At 70.9% G+C, this 25,221-nt stretch carries 26 protein-coding genes; 11 read left to right on the forward strand and 15 right to left on the reverse strand.

Annotated features, from left to right (window positions below):
- The 7 genes from LQV45_RS01290 to LQV45_RS01320 all read right to left on the reverse strand — a co-directional run.
- On the reverse strand, nucleotides 1–660 hold a 660-nt coding region (locus LQV45_RS01290), incomplete at its 3' end, for a response regulator (protein WP_290370190.1).
- Nucleotides 660–3,260, reverse strand: coding sequence for a DUF4118 domain-containing protein (locus LQV45_RS01295; protein ID WP_230005380.1), 2,601 nt, complete (start codon nucleotides 3,258–3,260; stop codon nucleotides 660–662). The genes LQV45_RS01290 and LQV45_RS01295, both read right to left, overlap by 1 nt.
- A gap of 92 nt (nucleotides 3,261–3,352) precedes the next feature.
- On the reverse strand, nucleotides 3,353–3,937 hold the full coding sequence (kdpC, locus tag LQV45_RS01300; protein ID WP_230005381.1) for a potassium-transporting ATPase subunit KdpC: 585 nt from the start codon (nucleotides 3,935–3,937) through the stop codon (nucleotides 3,353–3,355).
- 11 nt (nucleotides 3,938–3,948) lie between these two features.
- Nucleotides 3,949–6,108, reverse strand: a complete 2,160-nt coding sequence (gene kdpB / locus LQV45_RS01305; RefSeq protein ID WP_230005382.1) for a potassium-transporting ATPase subunit KdpB — start codon at nucleotides 6,106–6,108, stop codon at nucleotides 3,949–3,951.
- The gene (gene kdpA / locus LQV45_RS01310) at nucleotides 6,108–7,793 is read right to left on the reverse strand and encodes a potassium-transporting ATPase subunit KdpA (RefSeq protein WP_230005383.1); all 1,686 of its coding nucleotides are present in this window, start codon (nucleotides 7,791–7,793) and stop codon (nucleotides 6,108–6,110) included. Before kdpA ends, kdpB begins: the two co-directional genes overlap by 1 nt.
- A gap of 1 nt (nucleotide 7,794) precedes the next feature.
- Entirely contained in the window at nucleotides 7,795–7,875 is an 81-nt protein-coding gene (gene kdpF, locus LQV45_RS35610) for a K(+)-transporting ATPase subunit F (RefSeq protein WP_290370191.1), read from the reverse strand.
- Nucleotides 7,872–8,057, reverse strand: coding sequence for a hypothetical protein (locus LQV45_RS01320; protein WP_230005384.1), 186 nt, complete (start codon nucleotides 8,055–8,057; stop codon nucleotides 7,872–7,874). Before LQV45_RS01320 ends, kdpF begins: the two co-directional genes overlap by 4 nt.
- Before the next feature lie 229 nt (nucleotides 8,058–8,286).
- On the opposite strand from LQV45_RS01320, the gene LQV45_RS01325 reads away from it, so the two are divergent.
- The 4 genes from LQV45_RS01325 to LQV45_RS01340 all read left to right on the forward strand — a co-directional run bounded on the left by LQV45_RS01325 (nucleotide 8,287) and on the right by LQV45_RS01340 (nucleotide 10,615).
- Nucleotides 8,287–8,616: a PadR family transcriptional regulator gene (locus LQV45_RS01325; RefSeq protein ID WP_230005385.1), complete on the forward strand. Its 330-nt coding sequence runs from the start codon at nucleotides 8,287–8,289 to the stop codon at nucleotides 8,614–8,616.
- A gap of 1 nt (nucleotide 8,617) precedes the next feature.
- Nucleotides 8,618–8,977 carry a DUF1048 domain-containing protein gene (locus LQV45_RS01330; RefSeq protein ID WP_230005386.1) on the forward strand — a complete coding sequence of 120 codons (360 nt, stop codon included), beginning with the start codon at nucleotides 8,618–8,620 and terminating at the stop codon, nucleotides 8,975–8,977.
- A 91-nt stretch (nucleotides 8,978–9,068) separates the two neighbouring features.
- Nucleotides 9,069–9,857: an ABC transporter ATP-binding protein gene (locus LQV45_RS01335; RefSeq protein ID WP_230005387.1), complete on the forward strand. Its 789-nt coding sequence runs from the start codon at nucleotides 9,069–9,071 to the stop codon at nucleotides 9,855–9,857.
- Entirely contained in the window at nucleotides 9,854–10,615 is a 762-nt protein-coding gene (locus tag LQV45_RS01340; protein ID WP_230005388.1) for an ABC transporter permease, read from the forward strand. Before LQV45_RS01335 ends, LQV45_RS01340 begins: the two co-directional genes overlap by 4 nt.
- Nucleotides 10,616–10,622: 7 nt before the next feature.
- Here LQV45_RS01340 and LQV45_RS01345 read toward each other — a convergent pair whose 3' ends face one another.
- From LQV45_RS01345 to LQV45_RS01380, 8 genes are all read right to left on the reverse strand, one after another.
- Nucleotides 10,623–10,988 (reverse strand): PLD nuclease N-terminal domain-containing protein, encoded by a 366-nt coding sequence (locus LQV45_RS01345; protein ID WP_230005389.1) that lies wholly within the window; start codon nucleotides 10,986–10,988, stop codon nucleotides 10,623–10,625.
- Between the two features lie 80 nt (nucleotides 10,989–11,068).
- Nucleotides 11,069–11,926 (reverse strand): CPBP family intramembrane glutamic endopeptidase, encoded by an 858-nt coding sequence (locus LQV45_RS01350; protein WP_230005390.1) that lies wholly within the window; start codon nucleotides 11,924–11,926, stop codon nucleotides 11,069–11,071.
- Nucleotides 11,927–11,964: 38 nt separating this feature from the next.
- Nucleotides 11,965–12,342 carry a hypothetical protein gene (locus LQV45_RS01355; protein WP_138173199.1) on the reverse strand — a complete coding sequence of 126 codons (378 nt, stop codon included), beginning with the start codon at nucleotides 12,340–12,342 and terminating at the stop codon, nucleotides 11,965–11,967.
- Complete coding sequence (locus tag LQV45_RS01360; RefSeq protein ID WP_230005391.1) at nucleotides 12,342–12,824, reverse strand: hypothetical protein; 483 nt, start codon at nucleotides 12,822–12,824, stop codon at nucleotides 12,342–12,344. Before LQV45_RS01360 ends, LQV45_RS01355 begins: the two co-directional genes overlap by 1 nt.
- Before the next feature lie 81 nt (nucleotides 12,825–12,905).
- A complete protein-coding gene (locus tag LQV45_RS01365; protein WP_230005392.1) occupies nucleotides 12,906–13,727 on the reverse strand; it encodes a MarR family winged helix-turn-helix transcriptional regulator in 822 nt (273 codons plus the stop codon).
- A 104-nt stretch (nucleotides 13,728–13,831) separates the two neighbouring features.
- Entirely contained in the window at nucleotides 13,832–15,943 is a 2,112-nt protein-coding gene (locus LQV45_RS01370) for an APC family permease (RefSeq protein ID WP_374208120.1), read from the reverse strand.
- Nucleotides 15,944–16,021: 78 nt separating this feature from the next.
- Entirely contained in the window at nucleotides 16,022–16,879 is an 858-nt protein-coding gene (locus LQV45_RS01375) for a serine hydrolase (RefSeq protein ID WP_230005393.1), read from the reverse strand.
- A 75-nt stretch (nucleotides 16,880–16,954) separates the two neighbouring features.
- Nucleotides 16,955–17,701, reverse strand: coding sequence for a FadR/GntR family transcriptional regulator (locus LQV45_RS01380; RefSeq protein ID WP_230005394.1), 747 nt, complete (start codon nucleotides 17,699–17,701; stop codon nucleotides 16,955–16,957).
- A gap of 206 nt (nucleotides 17,702–17,907) precedes the next feature.
- Here LQV45_RS01380 and LQV45_RS01385 point away from each other — a divergent pair, with 206 nt between their 5' ends.
- From LQV45_RS01385 to LQV45_RS01415, 7 genes are all read left to right on the forward strand, one after another.
- Nucleotides 17,908–19,671, forward strand: a complete 1,764-nt coding sequence (locus LQV45_RS01385; protein ID WP_230005395.1) for a dihydroxyacetone kinase family protein — start codon at nucleotides 17,908–17,910, stop codon at nucleotides 19,669–19,671.
- Nucleotides 19,664–20,134, forward strand: a complete 471-nt coding sequence (locus LQV45_RS01390; RefSeq protein WP_230005396.1) for a ribose-5-phosphate isomerase — start codon at nucleotides 19,664–19,666, stop codon at nucleotides 20,132–20,134. The genes LQV45_RS01385 and LQV45_RS01390 overlap by 8 nt, the downstream gene beginning before the upstream one ends.
- Nucleotides 20,134–20,910 (forward strand): triose-phosphate isomerase family protein, encoded by a 777-nt coding sequence (locus LQV45_RS01395; RefSeq protein WP_230005397.1) that lies wholly within the window; start codon nucleotides 20,134–20,136, stop codon nucleotides 20,908–20,910. Before LQV45_RS01390 ends, LQV45_RS01395 begins: the two co-directional genes overlap by 1 nt.
- Nucleotides 20,907–21,701 carry a sugar phosphate isomerase/epimerase gene (locus tag LQV45_RS01400; RefSeq protein ID WP_230005398.1) on the forward strand — a complete coding sequence of 265 codons (795 nt, stop codon included), beginning with the start codon at nucleotides 20,907–20,909 and terminating at the stop codon, nucleotides 21,699–21,701. Before LQV45_RS01395 ends, LQV45_RS01400 begins: the two co-directional genes overlap by 4 nt.
- On the forward strand, nucleotides 21,698–22,576 hold the full coding sequence (locus LQV45_RS01405; RefSeq protein ID WP_230005399.1) for a phosphogluconate dehydrogenase C-terminal domain-containing protein: 879 nt from the start codon (nucleotides 21,698–21,700) through the stop codon (nucleotides 22,574–22,576). The genes LQV45_RS01400 and LQV45_RS01405 overlap by 4 nt, the downstream gene beginning before the upstream one ends.
- A 28-nt stretch (nucleotides 22,577–22,604) precedes the next feature.
- A complete protein-coding gene (locus tag LQV45_RS01410; protein ID WP_230005400.1) occupies nucleotides 22,605–23,360 on the forward strand; it encodes an SDR family NAD(P)-dependent oxidoreductase in 756 nt (251 codons plus the stop codon).
- Between the two features lie 82 nt (nucleotides 23,361–23,442).
- The gene (locus tag LQV45_RS01415) at nucleotides 23,443–25,188 is read left to right on the forward strand and encodes a hypothetical protein (RefSeq protein ID WP_230005401.1); all 1,746 of its coding nucleotides are present in this window, start codon (nucleotides 23,443–23,445) and stop codon (nucleotides 25,186–25,188) included.
- Nucleotides 25,189–25,221: the final 33 nt, after the last annotated feature.

The following is a 25,221-nucleotide window of genomic DNA, read 5'->3' on the forward strand; positions in this document are numbered from 1 at the left end:
CCGGTACCCCATCCCCTGCTCGGTCAGCAGGTGCACCGGCGCCGAGGGCTCGGCCTCGAGCTTCTTGCGCAGCTGCGACATGTACAGCCGCAGATACCCCGAGTCGGCGACCTGCTCGCTCGCCCAGATCTCCTTCAGCAGCGTCTGGCGGGTGACGAGCGAACCGGGGTTGCGGGCCAAGAACTCCAGCATCCGCCACTCGGTCGGCGTGAGGTGCACGCGGGCACCGGCGCGTGTCACGGCCTTGGCGGCGAGGTCGACCTCGACGTCGCCGAACCGCACGACCGACTCGCCGCTCGACGGCACCGAACGCCGCGCGTGCACCCGCAGCCGCGCGAGCAGCTCGTCGATCTGGAACGGTTTGGTGACGTAATCGTCGGCCCCGGCGTCCAGCGCTTCGACTTTGTCGGCCGAGCCCGTGCGCCCGGACACCACGATGATCGGTGCGGTCGTCCAGCCGCGCAGCGCCTGGATCACCTGCACGCCGTCGAGGTGCGGCATCCCGAGGTCGAGCAGCACGATGTCGGGGTGCGCTTGCGCGGCGAGCGTGATCGCCGCGGCGCCGTCGGCGGCGGCCACGACGTCGTACCCGTGCGCGGCGAGGGTGATGCGCAGCGCCCGCACGAGCTGCGGGTCGTCGTCGGCGATGAGGACCTTCATCACGTCTCCGTCCGGGGGAGGGATGGCGGGTCTGCGTCAGCGCGGTCGGACGCGGCACCGCGCCCGCTCCGGTCGGCACCGCATGCCGCGTCCCCGGCGCCGCGCGGGGCCGGAGACACCTCGGCGACCGGCAGCGCCACGACCATCGTCAACCCGCCGCCCGGGGTCTCTTCGGGGGTGAGCGTGCCGCCCATGCCCTCGGCGAATCCGCGCGAGAGGGCGAGGCCCAGTCCGAGGCCGACGGTGTTGTCGGTGTCGCCGAGGCGTTGGAAAGGAGCGAACATGTCGCTCTGCCTCTCGGGGGCGACGCCGGGGCCGTGGTCGACGACGCGGATCTCGGCGACGCCGCCCAGTCGGCTCGTGGCCACGCGGGCGCGCCGCCCGGTGGGGGTGTACCGCACGGCGTTGCTCAGCACGTTCACGAGCACGCGCTGCAGCAGCACGGGGTCGGCGCGAAGAGCGGGAAGGTCGGGGTCGAGGGCGAGTTCGACTTCGTCGGGGCCGAGGCCCAGCTCGTCGAGGGTCGCGATCACGACGTCGGCCGCATCGACCGCCGTCAGCGACACGGCGAGCACTCCCGCCTGCACGCGGCTGACGTCCAGCAGGTCGGTGACGAGGACCGACAGGGTCGCGAGGCTCTCGTCGGCGGTCTCGATCAGCTCTCGGCGGTCGTCGTCGGAGAGGTGGTCTCCGGCCGCGCGCAGGCCGCCGAGTGCCGCGACCGCCGACGCGAGCGGCCGTCGCAGGTCGTGGCTCACCGCCGACAGTAGGGCGCTGCGCACCTGATCGGTCTCAGCGAGCACCCCGGCCTCGGCGGCGGTCTCGACCAGGTCGGTGCGCTCGAGAGCGGCGGCGAGCTGCGCGACGACGACGTCGAGGAGCCGCCGTTCGGCGGCATCCAGGTCTCTTCCGTGCAGCTCGAGGCGCGCGCGTCCGTCGCCCACGGGCAGCTCGACGCGACGGCCGTCGCGCACGGGTTCGCCGTCGGTGGCGAGCACGGACCCGTCGGATGCCACGAGCCGCACCCCCGACAGGCCGAACGCTTCACGGGCGCGGCTGACGAGCGCCGGCACCGCGCTCTCGCCCCGCAGGACGCTGCCCGACACCGTGGCGAGCAGCTCGGCTTCGGCGGCGGCACGGCGGGCGGCCCGCGCGCGGCGTGCGGCCTGGTCGACGACGAGGCTGACGAGGATCGCGATGATCACGTACAGCACGAGCGAGAGCGCGTGGTCGGGGTCGGCGATCGTGATCGTGTAGAGCGGCTCGATGAACAGGAAGTCGAGCGTCAGCCCCGACAGCACCGCCGCCGAGACCGCCGGCCAGATCCCGCCGATGAGGGCGACCACGACGACGAGCAGTTGGTACGCCAGCACGTCGGTGGTGATGGAGTCCTCGGTGCCGGTGGCGATGAGCAGCCACGACAGCAGGGGGCCGCCGGCCAGGGCCGTGACGAAACCGAGCACGCGGCGCTTGGCGCTCAGCGCCGGACCGGTGAGGCGCGGCAGGGTGAAGCGGCCGCCGGCGCGGGCGTGGTTGACGATGTGCACGTCGATGTCGCCGGAGAGACGGATGACGGTCGCGCCGATGCCGGGCCCGGTGAGGGCTGCTCCGAGCCGCCCGCGCCGGCTCACGCCGATCACGAGCTGCGAGGCGTTGACCGAGCGGGCGAAGTCGACCAGGGCGGCGGCGACGTCGTCGCCCACGACCTGGTGGTACGTGCCGCCGAGCGACTCGACGAGCGCGCGTTGGGCGGCGAGGGCGCCGGGTTCTTCGGCGCGCAGCCCGTCCTGCGTGGACACGTGCACCGCGAGCAGTTCGCCGCCCGCGGACCGTGCGGCGATCCGCGCGCCGCGGCGCAGCAGCGTCTCTCCTTCGGCGCCGCCGGTGAGGGCGACGACCACCCGCTCGCGGGCCTGCCACGACCCCTCGATACCCTGCTCGACGCGGTAGCGCTGCAGCGCGGAGTCGACTTCGTCGGCGAGCCACAGCAGCGCCAGCTCGCGCAGCGCGGTGAGGTTGCCGAGGCGGAAGTAGTTCGACAGGGCCGCGTCGATGCGCTCGGCCGGGTAGACGAAGCCGGATGCCAAACGGTCGCGCAGCGACTGCGGCGCGAGGTCGACGACCTCGATCTGGTCGGCGGCGCGCACGATGGCATCCGGGACCGTCTCGCGCTGCACGACCCCTGTGATCTTCTCGACGACGTCGCCGAGCGAGGCGATGTGCTGCACGTTGACGGTGGTAATGACGTCGATGCCGGCGTCCAGCAGCGCTTCGACGTCCTGCCACCGTTTCTCGTGCGTCGAACCGGGGGCGTTGGTGTGCGCGAGCTCGTCGACGAGCGCGAGATCCGGATGCCGCGAGAGCACGGCATCCAGGTCCATCTCGTCGAGGTCGACGCCCCGGTGGGCCACCGCGCGCCGGGGCACCTCTTCGAGCCCCTCGGCTTGCGCCGCGGTCGCCGCGCGGCCGTGGGTCTCGACGATCGCGATGACGACGTCGCGGCCCTCGGCGGCGAGCCGGCGCCCCTCTTCGAGCATCTCGTACGTCTTGCCGACGCCCGGTGCCGCGCCCAGCAGTACGCGGAGGTGCCCGCGCTTCACGCGGCGCTCCCGGGGTCCGGCGCGCGCCACCGCCGCCGCGCACGGGGCGCGACGGCGGGACGGAACGAACGCATGTCAGCGATTCTCGCGCGTCATCGGGCGTCCAGCGCGCGATTGAGCTCGAGCACGTTGACCCGGGGCTCCCCGAGGAACCCGAGATCCCGGCCCCGAGTGCTCTCGGCGACGAGGGCCTCGACGTCGGCGATCGGGATGCCGCGGGCCTTGGCGACGCGCGCGACCTGGCGCTCGGCGTTGTCGACGGAGATGTGGGGGTCCAGGCCCGAGCCCGAGGAGGTGACCGCGTCGGCCGGGATCGCCCCCGCACCGTTCAGCGTCTCGAACCCGGAACGGTTCTCCGAGATCGCGGCGATGAGGTCGGTGTTCTCGGGGCCGAGGTTCGATCCCGTCGAGGCGGCGGCGTCCCAGGAGGCCGCGGAGGGGCGCGATTGGAAGTACTGCGGCAGCGCTTGGCCGTCGGCATCCTGGAACGACTGCCCGATCAGCGTCGAGCCGACGAGCGCGCCGTCGGCCGAGCGGACGAGCGACCCGTTCGCCTGGGCGGGGAGGGCGAGCTGGCCGATCCCGGTGATCAGCAGCATGTAGCCGACGCCGAGGACGGCGGTGAAGACGAGCATCGCGCGGACGGCGACGCCGGCGGTACGCAGGGTGGTGCGCATGACGGGGCCTTTCAGAATCCCGGGAGCAGGCTCACGACGAGGTCGATGAGCTTGATGCCGATGAAGGGGACGAGGATGCCGCCGAGCCCGTACACGAGCAGGTTGCGGCTGAGGATGCGCGAGGCGCTCGCGGCGCGGTATTTCACGCCGCGCAGGGCGAGCGGGATGAGCACGATGATGACGATCGCGTTGAAGATGATGGCGCTGAGCACCGCCGAGGCCGGCGACGACAGCTGCATCACGTTCAGCACGGCGAGCCCGGGGAAGACGACCATGAACATCGCCGGGATGATCGCGAAGTACTTCGCGATGTCGTTGGCGAGCGAGAACGTCGTCAGGGCGCCGCGGGTTATGAGGAGCTGCTTGCCGATGCGCACGATGTCGATGAGCTTGGTCGGGTCGCTGTCGAGGTCGACCATGTTGCCGGCCTCCTTCGCGGCCGACGTGCCGGTGTTCATCGCGACGCCCACGTCGGCCTGCGCCAGCGCGGGGGCGTCGTTCGTGCCGTCGCCGGTCATCGCGACGAGGTTGCCGCCCTCCTGCTCGCGGCGGGTGAGCGCGAGCTTGTCTTCGGGCGTGGCCTCGGCGAGGTAGTCGTCGACGCCGGCCTCGGCGGCGATCGCCTTCGCGGTGAGCGGGTTGTCGCCCGTGATCATGACGGTGCGGATGCCCATGGCCCGCAGCTCGCCGAACCGCTCGCGCAGGCCGTCCTTGACGACGTCCTTGAGGTGGATGACGCCGAGCACGCGGCCGCGGCCGTGCGAAACTCCTGAAGAATCGGGGGCGACGGTCGCAACCACCAGCGGAGTTCCGCCGGACTCGGCGATCGCGTCCGCAATTCTCAGGAGTTCGGCACGGGTGGCGTCGGGCACCGCCGCCTCGAGGCCGTCCAACCAGGTCAGAACGGCCGATGCCGCTCCTTTTCGCACCATCTCGCCGCTGTGCAGGTCCACCCCCGACATGCGAGTCTGCGCCGTGAAGGGCACCGGCTCGGCGCCGCGGGGCATCTCGGCGACGACCCCTTGCGCGGCGGCGAGCTCGACGACCGAGACGCCCTCGGGGGTGGGGTCGGCCTGCGACGACAGCGAGGCGTACTCGGCGAGCTCGGGGGAGCCGACGCCCGGCAGCGGGACGAACGCCGACGCCCGGCGGTTGCCGTACGTGATGGTTCCGGTCTTGTCGAGGAGCAGCGTCGTGACGTCGCCCGCGGCCTCGACGGCGCGGCCCGACATCGCCAGGACGTTGCGCTGCACCAGGCGGTCCATGCCCGCGATGCCGATGGCGCTCAGGAGAGCACCGATCGTCGTGGGGATGAGGCAGACGAGGAGCGCCACGAGCACCGGGATCGACACCGGAGAGGCGGCGTACGACGCGATCGGGTTCAGCACCAGCACGACCACGACGAACACGATCGACAGGCTCGCCAGCAGGATGTTCAGCGCGATCTCGTTCGGCGTGCGCTGACGCGACGCGCCCTCGACGAGCGCGATCATGCGATCGACGAACGTCTCGCCCGGCTTCGAGGTGATCCGCACGACGATGCGGTCGCTCAGCACCCGCGTGCCGCCCGTGACGGCGCTGCGATCGCCGCCGGACTCGCGCACGACCGGCGCCGATTCGCCGGTGATCGCCGACTCGTCGACAGTGGCGATGCCCGCGACGATGTCGCCGTCGCCGGGGATCAGCTGCCCCGCCTCGACGAGCACGACGTCGCCGACCCGCAGTTCGCCCGACGGCACGTCCTCGACGGAGGCGGTGGATGCCAGGGCATCGGCCTTCGCGTCGTACGAGACGACGCGACGGGCCGTCGTGGTCGTGCGGGTCTTGCGCAGCGTCGCGGCCTGCGCCTTGCCGCGGCCCTCGGCGACCGCCTCGGCGACGTTCGCGAAGAACACCGTGAGCCACAGCCACACCGCGATGCCCCACGTGAAGCCGAACGGCAGCGACGCGTCGCCGCCGCCGAGGAACGGCTCGGTGAGCGCGATGAGGGTCGTGAGCGCCGCCCCCACCCACACGAGGAACATCACGGGGTTGCGCCACTGCGACGCGGGATGGAGCTTCTTCGCGGCGCCCGGTAGCGCGGCGACGATCTGCGCGGCGCTGAACGCGCGGCGCGGAGCGGCGGAGGTCGGGGCCTCGGCGGGGGCCGGGGCGTCGGTGAGCGTGGACATTATCGAGTGAGTCCTTCAGCGAGGGGTCCGAGGGTCAGGACCGGGAAGTAGGTGAGGGCGGTGACGATGACCGCCACGCCCGTGAGGAGGCCCGCGAACTGCGGACGGTGCGTCGGCAGGGTTCCGGCGGTGGCGGGAACGGCATCCTGGGCCGCGAGGGACCCTGCGAGAGCCAGCACGAACACGACCGGCAGGAACCGGCCGAGGAGCATCGCCACCGCCAGCGCCGTGTTGAACCACGGGGTGTTCGCGGTGAGCCCCGCGAACGCCGAACCGTTGTTGTTCGCCGCCGACGTGAAGGCGTAGAGCACTTCGCTCAGACCGTGGACGCCCGGGTTGAGGATCGAGGTGCCCTCGACGTCGCTCCGGATGCCGGGGATCGCGAAGCTCAGCGCGGTTCCGGCCAGCACGAGCGTCGGCGTGACGAGGATGTACAGGCTCGCGAGCTTGATCTCGCGCGGCCCGATCTTCTTGCCGAGGTACTCCGGCGTACGGCCGATGAGCAGGCCACCGACGAACACCGCGATCACGGCGAGGATCAACATCCCGTACAGGCCCGAGCCGACGCCGCCCGGGGCGACCTCGCCGAGCATCATGTTGATCATCGGCATCCCACCGCCCAGCGCCGTGAAGCTGTCGTGCATCGAGTTGACCGCGCCGGTGGAGGTCAGGGTGCTCGTCGACCCGAACAGCGTCGAGCCGAAGATGCCGAACCGCACCTCTTTGCCCTCCATCGCGCCGCCCGCCAACTGAGGAGCCGTTCCGGCGCCGGCGAGCTCGGCCCACGTGAGAAGGGCCGTGGATGCCGCGAAGATCGCGGCCATGACGCCCAGGATCGTGTAGCCCTGACGGTCGTCGCCGACGATGCGGCCGAACGCCCGGGGGAGCGAGAACGGGATGACGAGCATCAGGAAGATCTCGAACAGGTTGGTCCATGGCGCGGGGTTCTCGAACGGGTGCGCCGAGTTGACGTTGAAGAACCCGCCGCCGTTGGTGCCGAGGAGCTTGATCGCCTCCTGGGATGCCACCGGGCCGCCGGGGATCGACTGAGCCGCGCCCGCGAGGGTCGTGGCATCCGTGAACCCGTTCAGGTTCTGGATGACGCCGCCCGCGAGTAGCACGACGGCCGCGACGATCGAGAACGGCAGCAGCAGGCGGGTCGTGCCGCGCACGAGATCGACCCAGAAGTTGCCGATGACGCCGCTGCGGCGATACGCGAAACCGCGGACCAGGGCCACGGCGACGGCGATGCCGACCGCGGCCGAGACGAAGTTCTGCACCGTCAGAGCGGCGAACTGCACGGTGTAGCCGAGGGTCGACTCGCCCGCGTAGGACTGCCAGTTCGTGTTGGTGACGAACGACACCGCGGTGTTGAACGACAGCGCCTCGCCGGGGGCCTCGAGGCCCAGGGCGAAGGGCAGGAGCGGCTGCAGGCGCATGATCGCGTACACGAGCACGACACCCACCGCCGAGAACAGCAGCACCGACCGCAGGTAGGCCTGCCAGGTCTGCGAGCTGCGGGCGTCGACGCCGATGAGGCGGTACGTGACCCGCTCGACGGCGAGGTCGCGCTCGCCGGTGTAGATGCGGGCGATGTAGTCGCCGAGGGGGTGGTAGGCCAGACCCAGGGCGACGATGAGCGTGAGGCTGGTCAGCACGATGGACCAGATCGTTCCGGCATCCATGTCAGAACTTCTCGGGGCGGACGAGGGCGACCACGAGGTACACCACGGCGGCGACAGCGAGGACGGCGGCGACGATGCTCACGCGGAATCGCCCTCTCGGGTGGGCGCCTGCGCGTCACGGCGGGGCGCCGCTGTGGCGCCGTGGCCGGGGGTACGCGCGGAGGGAGCGCCGGGCTGCGGGCCCAGCTTCTCGACCCCCTGCGCGATGAGGGCGACCAGCGCGAAGAGCGCCAGGATCGCGACGAGGTAGACGACATCGAGCACGATGACTCCAGGTTCGGGAGCTTCCGCGCGACTGCTGTGGCGCGGGCGCCGCGGGGCGGCACGTGTGTCGATGCAACTCCCGTGCGCGGCGGCTCCCGGACGTCCTTACGGTTTCCCTACGGCTCACCGACGGACGCATACGGCGCGCTTACGGGTGCGGTATTCGCTCTTGCTGAGTACCGGTAGTCAGTGTTACTTTGTAGCGGTAGTCAACGTTGAGGAGTAGCGGATGGGCAGACAAGACACCGAGATGCTCAAGGGGGTGCTCGAGGGCGTCGTCCTCGCCGTGCTGGCGCGGCGGCCGGCGTACGGGTACGAGATCACCGCCGACCTCCGCGACCGGGGCTTCGCCGACCTCGCCGAGGGCACGGTCTACGCGATCCTCGTCCGCATCGAGCAGCGCGGTCTCGTCGATGTCGAGAAGGTGGCATCCGAGAAGGGGCCGCCGCGCAAGGTCTTCACGCTCAACGACACCGGGCGGGCGCAGCTCGCCGAATTCTGGACGACCTGGAGTCTGCTCGCCGACCGGCTCGAGCAGCTCCGCGAAGAAGGGAACTGACATGGCCTGGTACGAGAAGATCATCGGCGACCTGAGCGCCAAGAAGCAGTGGCGCGAGTATCGGCGCCGCCTCGACGCCCTCCCCGCGCCGTATCGGCAGGCGGGTCGAGCTCTCGAGCGGTACGTGCTCAACCTCGGGCCGACGAGCGACCCTGACGCCCTCATCCGCATGGTGACCGACCTCGCCGACCTGCTCGAGCAGGCCGCGGCGGCCGGCACGCCGCTGCGGGATCTGACCGGCGACGAGCCGGCGGCCTTCGCCGAGGAGTTCATGGCCAACTACGGCGACGGCAGCTGGATCGGACGCGAACGCGCGCGCCTTGCCCGCGCGATCGACGAGGCGGCCCGCTCCCAGGGCTGATCCGACCTTCGCACGCGTCCTCCGGAACCGGCTGGCCGGAGGCGATGGTCTCGTGCGCCCTCCGGCCGGCACCCCACGAGAGGAACAACCCATGTCCATCATCGATACCGGTCCCGCGATCCGCCTGCGGGGCCTCCGGAAGTCCTACGGCGACGTCGCCGTGCTCGACGGCGTCGATCTCGACGTCGAGCGCGGCACCATCGTCGCGCTCCTCGGCTCCAACGGCGCGGGGAAGACCACGGTCGTCCGCATCCTGTCGACGCTGCTCCGCGCCGACGCCGGGACGGCGGTCGTCGACGGAGCAGACGTCGCGACGCAGGCCGCGCGGGTGCGCGCCTCCATCAGCCTCACCGGACAGTTCGCCGCCGTCGACGAGGTCCTGACCGGTCGCGAGAACCTCACGCTCATCGCGCGTCTGCGGCATGTGCCCGACCCCACCGGCACGGCGGACGAGCTGCTCGCGCGGTTCTCGCTCACGGATGCCGCACGCCGAGCGGCATCCACGTATTCCGGCGGGATGCGCCGTCGCCTCGACATCGCCATGAGCCTCGTCGGCCGGCCCGCGGTGGTCTTCCTCGACGAGCCGACGACCGGACTCGACCCGCAGGCGCGTCTGGAGGTGTGGGATGCCGTGCGCAACCTCGCCGCATCCGGCACCACCGTGCTGCTCACGACGCAGTACCTCGACGAAGCCGAGAACCTCGCCGACCGCATCGCCATCCTGCACGGCGGACGCATCATCGCGGAGGGGACGCTGGCCGACCTGCGGGCATTGTTCCCCCCGACGACCGTCGAGTACGTCGAGAAGCAGCCCACCCTCGAGGAGATCTTCCTCGCCATCGTCGGCTCCGCCGGCTCGCTCGACGAGGGGGAGTCATGACCACGCACGCTCTGTCCGACACCGCGGTGCTCACCGGTCGCTCCCTGCGGCACATCCTCCGCAGCCCCGACACGATCGTGACCACGGCGATCATGCCGGTCGCGATCATGCTGCTGTTCGTCTTCGTCCTGGGCGGCGCCGTCGACACCGGCGGCACCGCGTACGTGGACTTCCTGCTCCCCGGCATCCTGCTGATCACCGTGGCGTCCGGCATCGCGTACACCGCGTATCGCGTGTTCCTCGACGTACGCGGAGGCATCGTCGATCGGCTCCGCTCCATGCCGGTTGCGCCGGCGAGCGTCCTGTGGGGACATGTCCTCACGTCGCTGCTGGCGAACGCGGTGTCTCTCGCGCTCGTGATCGGGGTGGCGTTGCTCGTGGGCTTCCGGTCGGGAGCCTCGGTCGGGGCCTGGCTGGCGGTCGTCGGCATCCTGATGGCGTACACGCTCGCCCTCACCTGGGTCGCGGTAGTGGCGGGGCTCGCGGCGAAGACCATCGACGGCGCCAGCGCCTTCAGCTACCCGCTGATCTTCCTGCCGTTCGTGAGCTCGGCCTTCGCACCCACCGACACCATGCCGGGACCGGTGCGCTGGTTCGCCGAGAACCAACCCGTGACCTCGCTCGTGGATGCCATTCGCGCGCTGCTCGCGCAGCAGCCCGTCGGCGCGAGCGTGTGGGTCGCGCTGGCGTGGTGCGCCGGCATCCTCGCCGTCGCGTGGATCGTCGCGGTCGCCCGGTTCCGACGGTCGGGACGCTGAGGCCGGGTTACGCGGGTGCGTCGCCGTCGGCGCGGCGGCGGCGCACTTGCTCCTCGAGGTCGGCGAGGTGCATCTCGCGCTCGAGGTCGGCGATCTGCTGCTCGGTCGTCCGTGCGTCGGAGGCGCGTGGGGCCGGAGCCGGCTCGGCATCCTTCTGCCACCGCCGCGGGTCGCCGAAGCTCATGGGCTCGCCCCGCTGCTCCCACTGGCGGCCGATCGTGAACCACAGGATCGAGCCGATCAGCGGCAGCAGCACGATGAAGAAGACCCACGCGAACTTCGGCAGGTGCTTCACCTGGTCGTCGCGCCGGGTGATGGCGTCGATGAGCGCGACCACCATGACGGCGAGGGTCAGCAGGGCGAGGAGCGGCATGGCATCCACCCTCTCCCACGCGTGGACGCATCTCAAGGCTCACGTGTTCGGCGGGAGGGGCGGATGCCGGGGCCCGGGGCTCAGGAGGCGACGCGGACGCGCGGCTCCTCGTCGGCGTCGGCGCGGCCCTGCGCGTCGCCGCGCGTCACGATCAGCAGCACGACCGCCCAGACGACGTAGGCGACGGTGCCGACGAGCGCCACGACGTTCGCCGGGTTCACCGATGCGTTCGTCCCGTCGTCGATGCCGCCCGAGGTGAGGATCGTCGTCGGGTCCGTGAGGGTGTGCAGGACGATCGGCCACACGAGCGAGCCGCCCACGCGCAGCGTCGCGTACATGCAGATGCCGAACGCGAACGTGTAGACGACGGTCGGACCGACGGTGGAGATGCCCTGCCCGGTGAACAGGTTCGAGAAGTGCAGCGAGGCGAAGATCGCCGACGACAGTGCCATGACCGCCCACTCGCGGTACCCGTGCCGGCGGAGCATCACGACGACCATTCCGCGCGTGAGGAACTCCTCGGAGAAGCCCACGAACACCCCCGCGACGAGCACGGCGATGACGACCGCGACGCCGTACCGGGCGTACTCGATGCCGAAGAAGTGGAACACGATCGGCACGAGCACGAAGATCGGGCCGAGCCAGAACCACCACTTGCGCGGCACCGGCTGGCGTCCGAACAGGGGGCGGGGGAGCCAGCCGAGCGTCGCGGCGATGATGAGGAGCAGGACGCTTCCGAACAGCGGTTGCAGCCCGATGGCGATGAAGGCCGAGATCGGCGTGGCGAAGATGTTGTCGGCATCCGCCAGCCCTCCCACGAGGGGGCGCAGCGCCAGGCCGGCGAGGTTGTACGACGCGATGTAGATCACGGCCATCAGGACCGCGCGCCACCAGCCGCCGCGGTTCCAGAACCGCTGCCACCCGTTCGTGCCCGTCACGTCGCGACGGCGGGAGTCGTCCCGCATCGACGTCCCACTCACGCGAAGAACCGGTTGGCGCGCTGGGTGTAGAGCAGCGAGATCCCGGCGACGGCGAGCAGGATCGTGATGATCGCGCCGACCAGGACGTTGGCGTCCCGGTGTGCGATGGCCTGCAGGATGGCGCTGAGGATGGTGAGTCCGAGGGATGCCGTGACGATCACGCGCGCGATCCGGTTGGCGCCGAAGAGCCCGAAGCTGACCAGCAGCGTGATCACGCCCACCACGATCGCGACCCACGTCGAGGGGATGGACACACCGGCCGGGGAGATCGCCCCGGTCAGGATGAGGATGGAGAGGCCGATCTGGAGGACGGCGGTGATCCAGGCGAGGACGGCGACGAGGGTCACGCCGCCGGGGCGGTCGTTGTAGGCCATCAGTCCGCGTCCTTTCCGAGCTCGGCCAAGAGGTCGTTCAGGCCGAGGCCGCCGATGGTCTGCGCCTCGAACTCGAGGGTGTTCCCCGTCGTGGTGTCGGTGAGCTCGATCACGCGGACGGTTCCGCTGTGGCGGCGCTCGACCTCGAGGTCGGCGCGGTCGATGTGGGCGACGGGGTGGAGGTTCTTCCACCCGCCCACGACGCCGGTGGACTGCCGGCCGAGGACGTAGAGCTTCGTCTCGGACAGGGCCAGAACGATCGAGGGGTAGCTCCCGTGCGACGCGCTGTGGGCGCGCTGGGCCAGCATTCCGCCCGCGACACCCCACGCCATCTGGTTGTTGCCCCCGGCGCTGACGCCGATGATCGAGCCCACGAGGCCGGACTTCGTCGACCCCCGCGGCATGACGACGGCGACGTCGATGATCTGGTCGTCGGGGATGACGGCCTGTGCGCCCTCGCGCGCGTGCTCTTCTCTGGACATGACTGGCCCCTTCCGTCCTTTTAGGACATCACTGAACAACAGCCTTCCAGGACATGCCTGAACAATGCAAGGGGGGTCATCTCACGGTCGGAGTGTGGGCGGAGCCCACTCTGCGACCTCGGCGAAGAGGGCGACCAGACGCTCGCGCTCCTGCTCGATGCCGTCCATCACCGCCCCGATCGCCCGCAGGCCCGCGGCGGTGGCCGCGAGCACCACGGCGCGTCCATCGCCGGGCACGGCGCCGCGCCGACGTTCGACGAACCCCTTCGCGCACAGCTGGTCGACGATGTACACCACGCCGGGTGGTGAGACCTCGAGGGGCTCGGCGAGATCGTTCGGCCGGATGCCACCTGCCCCGGCGATCATCACCAGAGCCGCACGCTGGCGGGCCGCGAGTCTGCCGCGGGTCGCGGCCGGAGGCATGTAGGCCACGAGCGCGGCTCCCGAGGCGCAGATGCGGAGGAGGAGCTCGAGGGGGTCGACCGACGGACCCGACGCCGGCGGCGCGGAAGCGCTCTGCAACCCCTGGCTGATCTCGCGGGCGATCCCGTCGCTTCGGTGGAGGAAGGTCGTCACCTCGGCGCGCAGCCGCTCGGTCTGTTCCTCGCCGCGATCGGTGAGGACCACCTCGACCGCGCGCTTGTCGGCATCCGAGGGTCTGGTGGAGACGAGGCCCTCCGTCTGCAGCCGGAGGACCAGCCGCGAGACGGCGCGCCGCCCGAGGCCGCTCACATCGGCGATCCGGCGCGTCGTCACGACGTGCTCGGATGCCACGACCACCCGCGCGAGGATCTCCTCGATCTCCGCCCACTGGGTGCCGAAGACGGCGTCGACGACGCGCGTCATGTCGTCGTTGAATCGGCCCAGCAGCTCAACTGCGCGGGCCCGGGCCGTGGCATCCATCGGGGTGGTCGCTCCTTTTCGACCCCTATCCAACCAGGGCTTCGTCGGAGCATCCCCACCGTGACGCCCGCGGCGGGACCGGACGCCGCGAGCGGGCGCCGGGGTCAGGCGCCGGAGTCGCCGGGTTTGCGTCCCCGGCGGGCCGGATCCTGCCCGGGGGTGTGCGCCGACACGTGGGCGACGGGCTGGCCGCCGCGCTGCTGGCCGGGGAGCGGTCGCGAGCGGCGGCCGTAGATGACCTCCGACGAGTCGAGCAGCCACGGCACGAGCGTGATCGAGACGCCGTGCACGAGCATGAGCTGCTGTGCGAGGCGCCGCGAGCGGCGGTTGTGCAGGATCGATTCCCACCAGTGCCCCACGATGAACTGCGGCAGGTACACCGTCACGATCGAAGAGCCGTGCTTCTCGCGGTAGCTCTTGATGAACGCCGTCACGGGGGAGGTGTACGTGCGGTAGGGCGACTCGATGATGACGAGCGGGATGGGCATGTCGTGCGCGGCCCACTCGCGCTGCACGCTCGCGGCATCCTCGTCGTTGATGGCGACGTGCACCGCGAGGGTCTTGTCGTGCTTGGCGGCCAGGGCGTAGTCGATCGCCTTCATGACCGGCTTCTGCAGCCGGTTGACGAGGATGATCGCCACGTCTCCCGACGAGCCGAAGTGCACCTCGTCCTCCATGCGGATCTCGTGCTCGACATCGCGGTAGTACCGGTTCACGCCGAGCATGAGCACCGCGAGGATCGGGATGGCGATGAACACCAGCCACGCGCCGTGCGTGAACTTCGTGACGGTCACGATGAGCAGCACGACGACGGTGAGGGTTGCGCCGACGGAGTTGATCCACAGTCCCAGCACCGCCGAGCGGTGCTCGTAGCGCGCGGACTCCTGTTTCGCCGCTTCGGGTGTCAGCAGTCGCAGGTCGCGCAGCGTTCGACGCCAGTGTCGGACCATGCCGATCTGTCCGAGCGAGAACGACACGAACACGCCGATGATGTAGAGCTGGATCAGCGTCGTGAGGTTGGCCTGGTAGACGATCAGCACGCCGATGGCGACGATGCCGAGGATGACCATGCCGTTGGAGTACACCAGGCGGTCGCCGCGGGTGTTGAGGGCCTTGGGTGCGTAGCCGTCGCGGGCGAGCACGGCGCCGAGCAGCGGGAAGCCGTTGAACGCGGTGTTGGCCGCGAGCAGCAGCACGCACGCGGTGGCGGCCTGGATGATGAAGAACGGGATGCTGCCCATGCCGAACGTGGCGGCGGCCACCTGTGCCATGAGGCTCGGCTGCGGCAACGTGCAGTCGAAGCCGATGAGGTGGCAGGGGTTCTCGGCGTAGTGCACCCCGGAGAGCAGGGCCAGGGCGGTGAGCCCGACGAACAGCACGATGGCGATGCCACCCATGAGGGTCAGCGTCGTCTGGGCGTTGCGGATCTTCGGCTTGCGGAAGGCGGGCACGCCGTTGGAGACGGCCTCGACGCCCGTCAGGGCCGAGCAGCCGCTCGAGAACGCCCGCAGCACGAGCAGGATGAGCGCGGCCTGCGTCAGCGACTCTGCCTGCACGGCGTACTGCGCGCTCGAGGCGACGGGCACGTCGCCGAACAGCGCGCGGCCGAGGCCCACGACGATCATGACGCCGACCGACCCGATGAACAGATACGTGGGGATCGCGAACACCGACGACGCCTCGCGGACACCGCGGAGGTTCACGATCACGATGAGGATGACGAAGCCGACCGCGATCTCGACGCGGAACGGGTTCAGTTCGGGCAGCGCCGAGATGATGTTGTCGACCCCGGATGCCACCGACACGGCGACCGTCAGGACGTAGTCGACCAGCAGGGCCGCCGCGACCACGACACCGGGCACCTCGCCGAGGTTCTTGCTGGCGACCTCGTAGTCGCCGCCCCCCGAGGGGTACGCCTTGATCAGCTGCCGGTAGCTCAGCACGACCACGATCAGCAGCACCACGACCGCCACCGCGACCCACGGGCTGAGCGTCAGCAGAGCCGTTCCGCCGATCAGCAGGATCATCAACAGCTCCTGTGGCGCGTAGGCCACGGAGGAGAGTGCGTCGGAGGCGAAGATGGGGAGGGCCATCTTCTTGGGGAGGAGCTGCTCGTCGAGTTTCTCCGACGTGAGCGGCTCCCCGATCAGGATGCGCTTGGCCATCGGCGTCTGTTCGCCGGGCTCGCGACTTTCGTCAGTCACGGCGCGCGACATTACGCTCCGCGGACGCCCGGCGCAATCCGACGCGCACGGGGTTCACCCCGTCGTCGCCAGACCGTGACCACAGCAGGGTCAGGATGCTGCGATCTCGGCCGCGTAGGCGGCCACGGCGTCCGCTCCCAGGTGGTCGTCCGCCGAGATCGCCACGACCGTGTCGCCGGTGACGATCACGAGCTGTCCGTACGCCCCGTGCAGGCGCCACGCCGGCCCCGGCCCGTCCCACGCGCCCTGGGCATACCGGCGGTACCCGTCGGTGTCGCCGCCGGTGTCGACCCACGCCGAGTGCACGGCATCCGCCCCCTCGGCGGGGATCACGCGACGCCCGTTCCAGACGCCGCGGTCGCGCAGGAGCGCGCCGAGCCTCGACATCTCCTCCGTCCGCAGCGACAGTCCCTCGCCGGCGAGGATGCGCCCGTGCGTGCAGCGTCGCCACTCGAGGCCTTCGAGCCCGAGAGGGGCGAACAAGCGCGGCTCGAGGAAGGCGGCGACATCGCCCACGCGATGCGCGAGAAGAGCCATCGCCGTGTATGTGCTCGCGTTGGAATACTGAAAGACGGGGCCCCGCGAGGGGCGGGAAAGGAACTCGGCGGCGACATCCGGCCAGTCGGTCATCATCGTCGCCGACCACGGGAAGTCGATGCCGCTCGTCATCGACAGCAGGCGGCGGAGGGTGGTGTGCGCACCCGCGGCCAGCTCGGGGGCGATCGCCCCGGCGGGCTCGTCGAGCCCGACCAGGCCTTCGGCGACGGCGAACCGCGCCGCCAGCGTGCAGACGGACTTGCTGACCGAGTGGATCTCCTCGCGCACGTCGGGAGTCCACCGGTACTCGGCGACCTCGTCGCCCGACCGCACGTGGAGACCGTGCGCGGTGAATGCGGTGGCGTCGATCCGAGCGACGAGGCGATCGCGGAGGTCGTCGGCGCGGATCATCGTCCCAGGCTAACGAGCCCGCCCGGCCGCGATCGGAGAGGGTCAGGATGCCACGATGCGTGGCGCGAACGTCGGCTAGGGAGTGCGGCGCGCGGCTTCGGCCGCGAGGCGTGTCGATGCCGTCGACATGTGCGTCGCCATGGCCGCCGCGGCGGCATTCTCGTCGCGACGTTCGACAGCGTGAAAGATCGTCTGGTGTTCCGCGATGGCGAGTCGCGCGGCCGCCTCGTCGTGTACCGCGCGATCGGCATACACCTGGAGCAGCGATCGAACGACGTGCAACAGGTCGACCAGCGTCCGGTTGTCGGCGGCTGTCGAGAGCGCCTGGTGGAACTCGGCGTCGGCTCGGGCAAAGTCCGCGAGCTGGCCGATCGACTCGCTCATGCGTTCGACCGCGACGGACAGCTCCGCGATGGCTTCGGGTGTGGCGCGTGCTGCCGCGAGCCGGGCGACGTAGATCTCGAGGCCGGAACGCAGTTCGAGCAGCTCCGCCGTGTTCTGGCGACCGATGAGCAGCCCCCACCGGAGCGTTTGGGGCAGAAGATCGCTCGCGGTGCCGCGCAGATAGGTGCCCGATCCGGGGCGCACGTCGACGATGCCCAGGATCTCGAGCGCGGCGAGAGCTTCTCGCACCGCGGAACGGCCGACGCCCAGCGTGCTGGCGAGATGACGCTCGGGCGGCAGGCGGGTGCCGGGTTCTATCGAGCCGCTGGTGAACAGATCCATCAGGCGGCGCGCGACCTCGGACACGGGAGTGCCGACGGGCAAGGTCCCCAACGCGGCGGTGATCTCCGCCGAGTGGTCGTCGGTGAAAGCGGGCACGACTCCACGATACGGCAGTCGACGACGCATTGGTCAACCGGTTCTTGCATTTGGTCAACCGGTTTGTCAGAATATCCGCGACGTCGCCTCGATCACCGTGGATGAGCAGGAGCAGCTGTGCACAAGACCCAGACCATTGCCGACGCGACCCGTCCCGCGTCGGTCGTCGCTGTGGCGCTCATGGGCGACCCCGGGGGAGACGCGCGATGACCCGCTTATGGAATGAGCCCGCGGACTTCGCGGACGAGATGATCGACGGGTTCGTCGCTGCGAACGGACGGTACGTCCGACGAGTACCGGGCGGCGTGGTGCGCAGCACCACGTCTCCGGCCGGTCAGGTCGCGGTCGTGGTGGGCGGCGGCTCGGGCCACTATCCCGCGTTCGGCGGACTGGTGGGTCCGGGGCTGGCCCACGGCGCGGCGATGGGCAACCTGTTCGCGTCGCCCTCGACGCAGCAGGTGTACGCGGTCGCCAGAGCGGCCGACAACGGCGGCGGCGTGTTCCTCAGCTACGGCAATTACGCCGGAGACGTCCTCAACTTCGATGCGGCCCAGGAACGACTTCGCGTCGAAGGGATCGCGTGCGAGACGGTCACGGTCACCGATGACATCGCCAGTGCGACCCCCGACGAAAAGCACAAGCGCCGCGGCATCGCCGGCGACCTCACGGTGTTCCGCATCGCCGCCGCGGCGGCCGCGGCGGGCGCCGACCTCACGGAGGTCGCCCGGCTGGCCCGCCACGCCAACGAGCGCACCCGCTCGTTCGGTGTCGCGTTCACCGGGTGCACGCTGCCGGGGGCCGAGCAGCCGCTGTTCACCGTCCCCGAGGGGCGGATGGCGATCGGGCTCGGCATCCACGGCGAGCCCGGCGTCGATGAGACCGACATCCCCACGGCCGACGAACTGGCCCAGTTGCTCGGCGAGAAGCTCCTCGCCGAGGTGCCCGACGGCGTCGACGTCGAAGGTGCACGGGTGGTGCCGATCCTCAACGGCCTCGGATCGCTCAAGTACGAGGAGCTGTTCGTCGTCTATCGACGAGTGGCGCAGCTGCTGACCGAAGCGGGCGTCGAGATCGTCGACCCGCACGTCGGCGAGTACTGCACGAGCTTCGACATGGCCGGCGCCTCGCTCACCCTGTTCTGGTTGGACGACGAGCTCGCCGACCTCTGGGAGACCCCCGTCGACACCCCCGCGTACCGGCGCGGCTCGGTGGCGCCGCAGCAGCGGGCCGATGCCGTGGCCCCGGCCGACGGAACCGGCGACGAGGTCATCGAGCCCGGCGACGAGGCATCCCATGCCACCGCCCGGACGGTCCTCGCCGCGCTGCGCACGCTCGTCGGAACCGTCGACACTCACGCGGACGAACTCGGCCGGATGGATGCGATCGCCGGTGACGGCGACCACGGCATCGGCATGCAGCGGGGCGCCCACGCCGCTCTCGCGGCCGCCACGGCCGCGGTCGACGCCGGAGCCGGCGCCCGCACGACGCTCGCGCGCGCCGCCGACGCGTGGTCCGACAAGGCCGGTGGCACGTCCGGCGCGCTGTGGGGCGTCATGCTGAACGCGGTCGCCGCCACGCTCGGCGACGAGGGGCGCCCTGGCGCGGGTGCGATCGCTGCCGGTGTGGCCGCCGCATCGCGCGGTGTGACGGAGTACGGCAAGGCCGAGGTCGGCGACAAGACCCTCGTCGACGCGCTCGTGCCCTTCAGCTCCACGCTCACCGGCGCGGTGGATACCGGCGCGGCTCTGGCCGACGCATGGTGGACCGCCGCCGCGGCCGCGACCCGCGCCGCCGTCGCGACCGCGGATCTGTTCCCGCGCAGGGGCCGCGCCCGCACGCACGGCCAGAACAGTGTGGGGACCCCCGACCCGGGGGCGATCTCGCTCGCACTCATCGTGACCGCCATCGGAGAGACCCTCGCCGCCGAGACGCTCGCGGCCGAGAACCAGAAGGAGAACGCACATGGCTGAGCCCCTGCGCATCGTGATCGGCGCCGACGACGCCGGTTTCGCCTACAAGGAGATTCTCAAGAAGGATCTCGAGAACCACGCCGGTGTGGTCGAACTCATCGACGTCGGCGTCGACGCCGACGGCCACACCCCGTATCCGAAGGTCGCCATCGAGGCGGCCCAGCGGATCGCCGCCGGCACCGCCGATCGCGCGCTGCTGATCTGCGGCACGGGACTCGGCGTCGCGATCGCCGCCAACAAGGTGCCCGGCATCCGCGCCGTGACCGCCCACGACTCGTACTCGGTCGAGCGTGGCGTGCTGTCCAACAATGCGCAGGTCCTCACCATGGGCCAGCGCGTCGTCGGAATCGAGCTCGCCCGCCGCTTGGTGGACGAGTGGCTGACGTACCGCTTCGACAGCTCCTCGGCGTCGATGGACAAGGTCGCCGTCATCGACGAGTTCGAGACCACGGGTTCCTGCTGATGTCGCAGGTCACGGTCGGGGTGAGCCTGAAGACGTACTTCGGGCACGAGCGGGCGCGCGCCTGGTTCGCCGACGTCGTCCAGCGCGCGGCCGTGCACCCCGCCGTGGCCGCGGGCGACGTGCGGTTCTTCGTCATCCCCACCTACCTGCAGATCCCCGCCGCCCTCGACGCCTTCGACGGGACTCCGGTGCTCGTCGGCGCGCAGGACGTCTCGGAGTTCGAGGCCGGCGCCTATACCGGGGAGGTGACCGCCTCCGAGCTGGCCGAGATCGGCGTCGCGGTCGCCGAGATCGGGCACGCCGAACGGCGTCGCCTGTTCGACGAGACCGACACCGTGGCCGCGGCCAAGGCCTCCGTAGCCCTCACCCAGGGCATCACGCCGGTGCTGTGCATCGGCGAGGTCGAGCGTCTCGACAGTGCCGTCGCCGCGCTCGCCACGGTGAAGCAACTCGCCGCGAACCTCTCCGGCGTGCCCGCGGGGCCCGTGATCGTCGCATACGAACCCGTCTGGGCCATCGGGGCCGCCGAGCCCGCCCCCGACGACCACATCGCCACCGTCACCCGCGCCCTTCGCGCCGCGCTCGCCGCCGACCCCGCCCGCACGGGCAGCGTCGTCATCTACGGCGGTTCCGCAGGCCCCGGCCTGCTCACGCGGCTCGGCGACAGCGTCGACGGACTGTTCCTCGGCCGCTTCGCGCACGAACCGTCGGCGCTCGCCGCGGTGCTGGACGAGGCCTCCGCCCTCGCCTCCTCTCGAATCGACGTCGACGCATGATCGGTCTCGGCACCTACGCCTTCTTCTGGCAGCACTCGGATCAGGTGCCCGAGCCGCTGTCGCTCGTCGGCGCATTCGAGGCGACCGCGGAGATGGGCGTCGAGCTGTTCCAGATCTGCGACTATGCCCCGCTGGAGTCGATGGACGACGCAGCGCTGGCGGATGCCGCGGCCTCCGCGCGCGACCTCGGTCTCACGATCGAGCTCGGCACGAGGGGCGTCGACCGCGACCGGCTCGCGCGGACCCTCGACCTCGCCGGAGTCTTCGACGCCCGCCTGGTGCGCAGCATGCTGTACTCGCCCGAGAGTCGTCCGACGCGTGCTCAGGCCGAACAGTGGCTGCGCGCGGCGCTGCCGGCCTACGAGGCGTCGGGAGTGGACCTCGCGCTCGAGACGTACGAGCAGGTCTCGACCGCCGATCTCGTCGGGCTCGTCGCACGCATCGACAGTGAGCGTCTGGGCATCTGCCTCGACCCCGCCAACGTCGTCGCGCGGCTGGAGCTGCCGCGCGACTGCGTCGAGCAGGCCGCAGCGCACGTCACGAGCATCCACGTCAAGGACTTCGCTTTCACGCGTCAGCCCGGCTGGGTCGGCTTCACCTACGGCGGCGCGCCGATGGGAGACGGCCTGCACGACTACCCCCATCTGCTCGAGACCGTGAAACCCCGCGAGAACGGGATCAACGAGATCGTCGAGCACTGGCTCTCCTGGCAGGGAGATGCCGAGACCACCGTCCGCACCGAGCGGGAATGGACCCGCCGAACCGTCGAATACCTGAGGAGCGCGTCATGACCACCACCGCGGAGAACACCAGCACCGTCACGTACAAGGTCGCCGTCGTCGGCGCCGGCGGGAAGATGGGGATGCGCGTGTCCGACAACCTCGCCGAGACCGACCACACGGTCTGGTACGTGGAGAACTCGCCCGCCGGTCGGCAGCGCACGCTCGACGCGGGTCGTGAGCTGACGGACGCTGCCGTGGCCGTCGCGGACGCCGACATCGTGGTCCTCGCGGTGCCCGACCTGGCCCTCGGCCCGGTCACCGCCGAGCTGGTGCCGCAGCTGAAGCCGGGCGCGATCGTGCTGACGCTCGACCCGGCGGCCGCGTACGCGGGTCTCCTCGCCACGCGTGCGGACGTCGTTCAGGCCGTCGCACACCCCTGCCATCCGTCGGTGTTCCTCGAGCGCACCTCCCCGGAGGAATGGGCCGACACGTTCGGTGGTATCGCCGCCCCGCAGGACGCCATCGCGGCCGTCGAGAGCGACGACCCGGCCCACAGGGAGACCGTCGAGGCCATTGTCCGTGCGATCTACGCTCCCGTCATCGACGTGCACTTCGTGACCGTCAAGCAGCTCGCCCAGCTCGAGCCGACGCTCGTCGAGACCGTCGCCTGCATGATCGGCGCCCTCCTCAACGAGGCCCTCGACGAGGCGATCACCACCATGGGCGTTCCCGAGGCCGCTGCCCGCAGCATCCTGTACGGCCACACCCAGGTGGCCCTCGCCAACGGTCTGCGTGGGGACAACCCGTTCTCGGACGCGTGCCTCATCGCGATGGACTACGGCCGCGAGTCCATCATCAAGGAGGACTGGAAGAAGATCTTCCGCGACGACGAGCTCGACAAGAATCTCGCCCGCATGCTCCACCTCGACCACATCGAGCGCTGAGCGGCCCGCGCGGCGGAAGGGAGAAGCAATGGGACAGCTGGAAGGCAAGACCGCGCTCATCACCGGCGGCGCACTGGGCATCGGCCTCGCGGTCGCCCAGCGCTTCGCGCGTGAGGGCGCGCGTGTCATCCTCGCCGACCGCAACGGCGAAGGAGCTGCCGCGGCGGCCGGCGAGATCGGCGAGAGCGCCCGGGCCGTCACGATGGACATCGCGGACGAAGAAGCGGTCGTGGCGGCCTTCGCCGAGGTCGAGGCGGCCGGCTGGGCGCCGGACGTCGTCGTGGCCAACGCCGGCGTGCAGCTGTTCGGGCAGGACGCGCCGGCGGCCGACCTCGACCTGGACGTCTGGCGCCGCACGATCGACATCAACCTGACGGGCGCGTTCCTGACGGTCAAGCACGCGGTGCGATCGATGCTCTCGCGCGGCGGCGGGTCGATCATCCTGACCGGCAGCCCGACCGCGGTCAACGGCGAGGGCAAAGACTTCACCGCCTACAGCGCGTCCAAGGCCGGCATGCACGGCCTGGCTCGCACGGTCGCGGCCGCGTACGCGGATCGCGGCATCCGGGTCAACACCGTCCAGCCCGCGTACACCGAGACGCCGCTCGTGGCGGCGATCAGCGAGGACCCCGAGTCGCGCGCCGCGATCGTCAGCCGCATCCCGATCGGTCGCGCGGGGACGCCGGACGACGTCGCGGGCATCATGGTGTATCTCGCCAGCGACGACGGCGCGTTCGCCACGGGCGCGACGTTCCAGGTCGACGGCGGGATGACTTCGCTCTGATCTCGCTCGCTTCGCTCGTTCGCCGCGATCCGCCGGCTCCCGCCGCGGATCTCGACCGACGAGCGACCTGAGGAGGAGGACCATGGGCAGCGTGTGGAACAGTGGGCCGGTGCACGAGTGGCGGAGCGGCGCCTGGTCGCTGGAGCTGCGTGACGACGAGTTCGCCGACATCGCCTACGACGGCGGCATCGTGCTGCGCTCGGTGTGCGCCGTCGTGCGCGACCGCAACTGGGACACCGCGGGTCTCGTCGTCGATCGCGTCGACGCGTCGGACATCGCACTGACGCTGCACGTGCATTCGGAGGGCCTCGGCGCTGACATGCGCGGGATCGTTCGCGCCGAGGTGCGCGGCCCGGGACGACTGCGGGTGCTCACCGATCTCGAGTCGGCCTCCGAGTTCGCGACGAACCGCACTGGCCTGGTCCTGCTGCACCCGCCCGCACTCGCGGGCGCCGAGCTGCACGTGCGTCACGCCGACGGCGCGGTCACGCACTCGCGATTCCCCGCCGACATCAGCCCGCACCAGCCCGCGTTCGATATCGCGGGGCTCTCGTGGGCGCACAGCGGGCTCGATGTCGACCTCCGCCTCGCCGGTGACGTCTTCGAGATGGAAGACCAGCGCAACTGGACGGATGCCTCGTACAAGACCTACAGCCGTCCGTTGGCGCTGCCCTTCCCGTACACACTCGATGCCGGTGAGCGCGTCGTCCAGACCATCGATATCGCGGTGACGGGAACGGCATCCGGCGCACCCGCGCACCCCGTCGCCCGCATCCGGCTCGAAGAAGGCCCGCCCCTTCCCGCGATCGGCGTCGCGGCATCCACGGCACCCGACCCGGCGCCCCCTGTCGGCGCCGTCTCGCGCGACAGCTCCTGGCCGGCGTCAGTGCTCGTCGAGCTCGACCTCGCCACCCGGAACTGGCGGGCAGCGCTTGCTCGGGCCGCGGCATCCGGCGCGCCGCTCGATGTGCGATTCGTGCTCGACGAGGCCGACCCGTCGAGGATCGGCGAGGCCGTTCACTCCCTGCGGGGGCTCTCCGTGGCGCGGGTCACGGCCTTCTGGCCGACCGGGCCGGCGCAGCACCTGTCCGACTCCGGGGCCATCGCCCTCCTCCGGCGCGCGCTCGACGAGGCTGGCCTGGATGCCGCGGTCGTCGGCGGGGCGCGCTCGCACTTCACCGAGCTCAACCGCGAGCACCATCGCCTCCCCGGTGGCCTCGACGGTGTGGTGTTCAGCACGACGCCGTTGTTCCACAGCCTGAGCGGCGCCCAGCTCATCGAGGCGATCCCGATGCAGCGTCTCGTCGCGACCCAGGGCGTCAGGATCGCCGCCGGGCTCCCGGTGCACATCGGCCCGATCTCGCTGCGTCCGCATTTCAACAACGTCGCGACGACCCCGCCTCCGACGCCACCGCAGGACGACCTCGGCGAGGGCTACGGGCCGGCGCTGATCGACTCCGTCGACCCGCGTCAGTCGGCGCCGGAGCTCGCCGCCTGGACCGTGGCGAGCGCCGCTGCTCTCGCCGTGCCCGGGGTGTCGACACTGACGTACTTCGAGGAGTGGGGGCTGCGCGGGGTGATCGCCACCGACGGCAGCGCCCTCCCGGTGCTGGATGCGGTGACGGTCCTGGCCGCGCTCTCGGGCCGGCCGGGCCTGCGGGGGCAGTCTCCCGACGGCCTGGTGTGGGCTCTCGGCGGCCGCACCGACGACGGGGACACTCTCGTCGTGGCCAACCTCGACGGTCGTCGGCGCGCGGTCGAGGTCGAAGTGGAAGGTCGACGCACGTACCGCGTCGACGTGTCCTCCGCCGGCTTCGTCCGTCTCTAGGCCCGTCGCGGGCGCTGTGCGCGGGCACTGGCC

This window comes from Microbacterium sp. Bi128, from assembly GCF_918698205.1.